The 3,424-nt window shown below is 54.5% G+C and carries 3 protein-coding genes; 1 reads left to right on the top strand and 2 read right to left on the bottom strand.

Annotation, left to right across the window (positions count from 1 at the left end):
* Positions 1 to 131: 131 nt before the first annotated feature.
* Together C451_RS04540 and C451_RS04535 are read right to left on the bottom strand one after the other, a co-directional pair.
* Positions 132 to 527, bottom strand: a complete 396-nt coding sequence (locus C451_RS04540) for an OsmC family protein (protein WP_007738205.1) — start codon at positions 525 to 527, stop codon at positions 132 to 134.
* Between the two features lie 214 nt (positions 528 to 741).
* Positions 742 to 1,749, bottom strand: coding sequence for an NADPH:quinone reductase (locus C451_RS04535; protein ID WP_007738203.1), 1,008 nt, complete (start codon positions 1,747 to 1,749; stop codon positions 742 to 744).
* 375 nt (positions 1,750 to 2,124) lie between these two features.
* Between C451_RS04535 and C451_RS04530 the strand changes: the two genes are divergently transcribed.
* Positions 2,125 to 3,147 carry a hypothetical protein gene (locus C451_RS04530; protein ID WP_241431185.1) on the top strand — a complete coding sequence of 341 codons (1,023 nt, stop codon included), beginning with the start codon at positions 2,125 to 2,127 and terminating at the stop codon, positions 3,145 to 3,147.
* The last annotated feature ends 277 nt before the right edge of the window (positions 3,148 to 3,424 follow it).

The raw sequence follows: 3,424 nt of genomic DNA, 5'->3' as shown, positions 1-3,424 counted from the left end.
GATTTGGGTCATAGACAACGCAAGTCTCTCGCTTCAATGCCTTTGATCTAGCGACCGATCCCGACGCCGTCTAGTGATTCAACAGAGCCCTGGAGTAGGCTACGACTGCAACTGAGAGCACTGTGGCTTGATCACCACGAGGCGTTCCCGCGGATACTGACATCTGCGTGGAGTTCCTCCCGGAGTGCGTCGTGAACATGACAGAGAGCGTTCGCACGGTCAACGATTGCTCCCAGGATTTCGTCATCGAGATCGCTCTCGACGGCGACTGCAAACCGAATGGCTTCGAGATTATCGTCAGTATCGCGATCGGCCTCCGCATCGATCTCGACACGGCCGAGATCGCCCGCATCCCGTTGCTGTGCACCAATACGAAGCGCGACGGTATAACAGGAGGCGTAACTTGCAACCAGTGCCTCTGTCGGTCGCGGACCCGCTTCAGTACCTGCGTCGATAGTCACCGTCTGGTCGTCGACATGAGTCTCGGTCCGATACCCTTCCATCGATGTCGTCGTACTGTCGATCATTGCGTGTATGACTACGAGAAGTAGCCTCGTAGGAGTTGCCTCTCCGGTGAGAAAAATCTTCTATTATGCTGTCTAGTTGTCGGCCTTTGCCACCCCGTCCTTATTTCATGGTCTTGGATTTGGCAGTCTTTTATACTACACTATGGACAGGACGAATAAATAACAGTTCGAATATACTAATGTGCGTTCCTAAGACGAAGTAGCCAACATCCATCTACGGGATGATAACCAATTTCCCGAAATCCCCGCTCGACATGATATCCCGGTGAGCTTCGCGGGCCTCTGTCAGATCATATTCTCGTGCCACAGAGACCGTAACCGATCCATCCGCAAGCACTCGTGAAAGTCGTTTGAGGACTGCGGCGACCTGCATCAGCTCTGAGCGTTCGACGAGGTTGGCGGCAGTCATAAAGTGGATGGTGAGCTCCTTTGTTCGTGCGAGAGCAGTTGACGAGAGTTCTCCTTCAGACCCACCAATATTCACGACGTGAGCACCGAAGTGAGCAACATCGATGTCAAGTTCAGCGTAGTCATCGAACCGATGGTCGATTATCACGTCGTATCCGTCGGGCTGGGCCTCGTCTATCGCTGCTACCAATTCGGACTCGTGATAATCAAGGGCGGTATCCGCACCGAATTCATGAACACGCTCACAAGCAGACGATGATCCAGCCGTTGTGACCACAGTAGCGTCCGTACGGGCTGCAAGCTGGACCGCGAGATGGCCCACACCACCGGAACCTCCGTGAATCAAGCAGGCCTCACCAGGTACCAGTTCGCCGTATTGGAACAGAGATCGCCACGCCGTGACGCCTGCCAAACCGACCGCACCGCCGGTCACGAAATCAACCTCGGCTGGGAGCTGACAGACCAGCTCCACGGGAACAGCCGCGTACTCGGCATATGATCCCTGTGAGAAAAGACCGCTGTGCAGACCAGTCCCAAATACTCGATCGCCAGTGTCGAAAGCTTGGACTTGCGATCCGACCGTATCTACGACTCCCGCAAAATCTGATCCGAGTGTCATTGGAAGCGAGGGGGTAGCCAGCTCACTGAACGGTCCCTGACCGATCGCTCCTTGCCGGTAGTACGTATCGGTTGGATTCACCCCAGCGGCTCGAACTTCTACGACAACCTCGTGCGGGGCCGGACGAGGAACATCGACTTCCTCGACCTCTAAGACGTCTACCTCGCCAAACGACTGTTGACGAACAGCTCTCATGCCGGATTCATAGCAGGGATACACTAAGCACTTCTGACGATAACACGTCTGGACAGACACACTCGTCTTCTATGGCTATCTCTTTGCCACTGCGCTAATGCTGATTGCTGCCGTCCTCGAGAATGGTTCTGGGGAATTGAGGCGGCCCAGAAGTCCCTTGAAGATGTCAGTACGCCGCTGTCAGCGTTCGAAGAAGACACTTTAGGCACTGATCGTGGAACCACAGGTGCTGGCAGTTCCGATTGACCGCATACCGATCCTCAGTTCACTAAGTTCTGTTCGCCAGAGATGAACGATGGGACCGTCATCAACCGGTGTACGGCGTGAATAGCACTTATTTTTGGGTTTTTCAGTCGCGACCCCGGATAGTACTCCGTGAGCAACCCGGAAGCCTCGAATCGACAGTCGCGAACCGATGAGAACCGCTTTCGGCTGTGGATCCTACTTGACGCCCATCGGGTTGTGGTTGCAAGCGGCCTCGCGCTCACAGTCTTTTTCGGATTGGTCGCTCTTGGTGTCCTCACCCCTAGTTCGCTTCGAGTGACGATGCAGGAACAGGACCCGACTGAAACCGTGTTTCAGGCTCTCGTTGGCGGTATCATCACGGGTGTGTCGCTGATTATATCGATTGCCCAACTCGCCGTTTCACGCGAACTCGCACAGGCCGGAAACCAACGCGACCGAATGGAAGAATCACTCAAGCTTCAGAAAGACGTCGAAAACGCCGCTAATCAGATAGGTGAACCGAGTCCTGCGACGTATCTCATCTTACTCTCGGCGGCGAGCCGGCGACAGGCAACGGCACTCGAAAAGGCGGTCTCCGATAATGATAACGCGACGCTTCGTGAGCGGGTAAGTCAGTTCGCAAACCGTGTCTCTGAAAACGCTGCCGGCATCGAAAATGAACTCGCGGATGCACAATTTGGGGAGTTCGCGGTGATTCGGGCGGCACTCAACTACAACTACTCATGGAAGATCTACGCAGCGCGACGGCTCCGGATCGATCACGAGGAATCGCTTTCGTCCGAGGAAGCGGATGCTTTCGAACGGGTGCAGAATGTACTCCAACTGTTCGGTCCGGCACAGGAGTACTTCAAAACTCACTATCTCCAGTGGGAATTCGTGAATCTCTCGCGGGCAATCATGTACGTTACGCCCCTCGCGTTGACGGTTGCGATCGCGGTCGTGTTCTATCTCGAACCCGAGATGTTTCCGGGACGGGTTCTCGGTGTCGAGAACTTATTGTGGGTTGTGAGTGGTGCCGCTACGCTCGCGGCACTCCCGTTGTTCGTCTTTATTTCGTATATGTTTCGTATTGCCACGATCTCGAAACGTACTGGCGCGACTGGCCCGTTCATCTTACGAGATTCCGAACGGCTTGATGTCTTCGATTGGTGACAAACTGTCATCGCTCATGTATAGCACATTGTTAATCTCAGAGAGCGGCTCGAACAGTGTGCTTGAGCGCTTTTCGACCAGGCTGGTCGAAACCTCTCTGCGAAGCTAAAACGCCCGAAGATACTGAGTGAGCTTGTCTTTTGGGACGCCGAATCCGGGACTATTTTGCTGAAAGCGACTAACATAGACTCAGTGGACCATCCAGTAAATCCGTACCCAGTAGCAGGCCCCGTGTGACCACCGCTACCGGAGGTAGACTTGCGCAGCGGTGTCGAAG

Origin of the sequence: Halococcus thailandensis JCM 13552 (genome assembly GCF_000336715.1) — an archaeon.
In the GTDB taxonomy this organism is placed as follows: Archaea; Halobacteriota; Halobacteria; order Halobacteriales; family Halococcaceae; genus Halococcus; species Halococcus thailandensis.
The sequence above is the reverse complement of the archived record's forward strand: the minus strand, read 5'-3'. Positions and strand labels throughout refer to the sequence as shown.

Coding starts and splice junctions, on each gene's coding strand:
- C451_RS04540 (WP_007738205.1), bottom strand. CDS start 527: ATGATCGACAGTACGACGACATCGATGGAAGGGTATCGGACCGAGACT.
- C451_RS04535 (WP_007738203.1), bottom strand. CDS start 1,749: ATGAGAGCTGTTCGTCAACAGTCGTTTGGCGAGGTAGACGTCTTAGAG.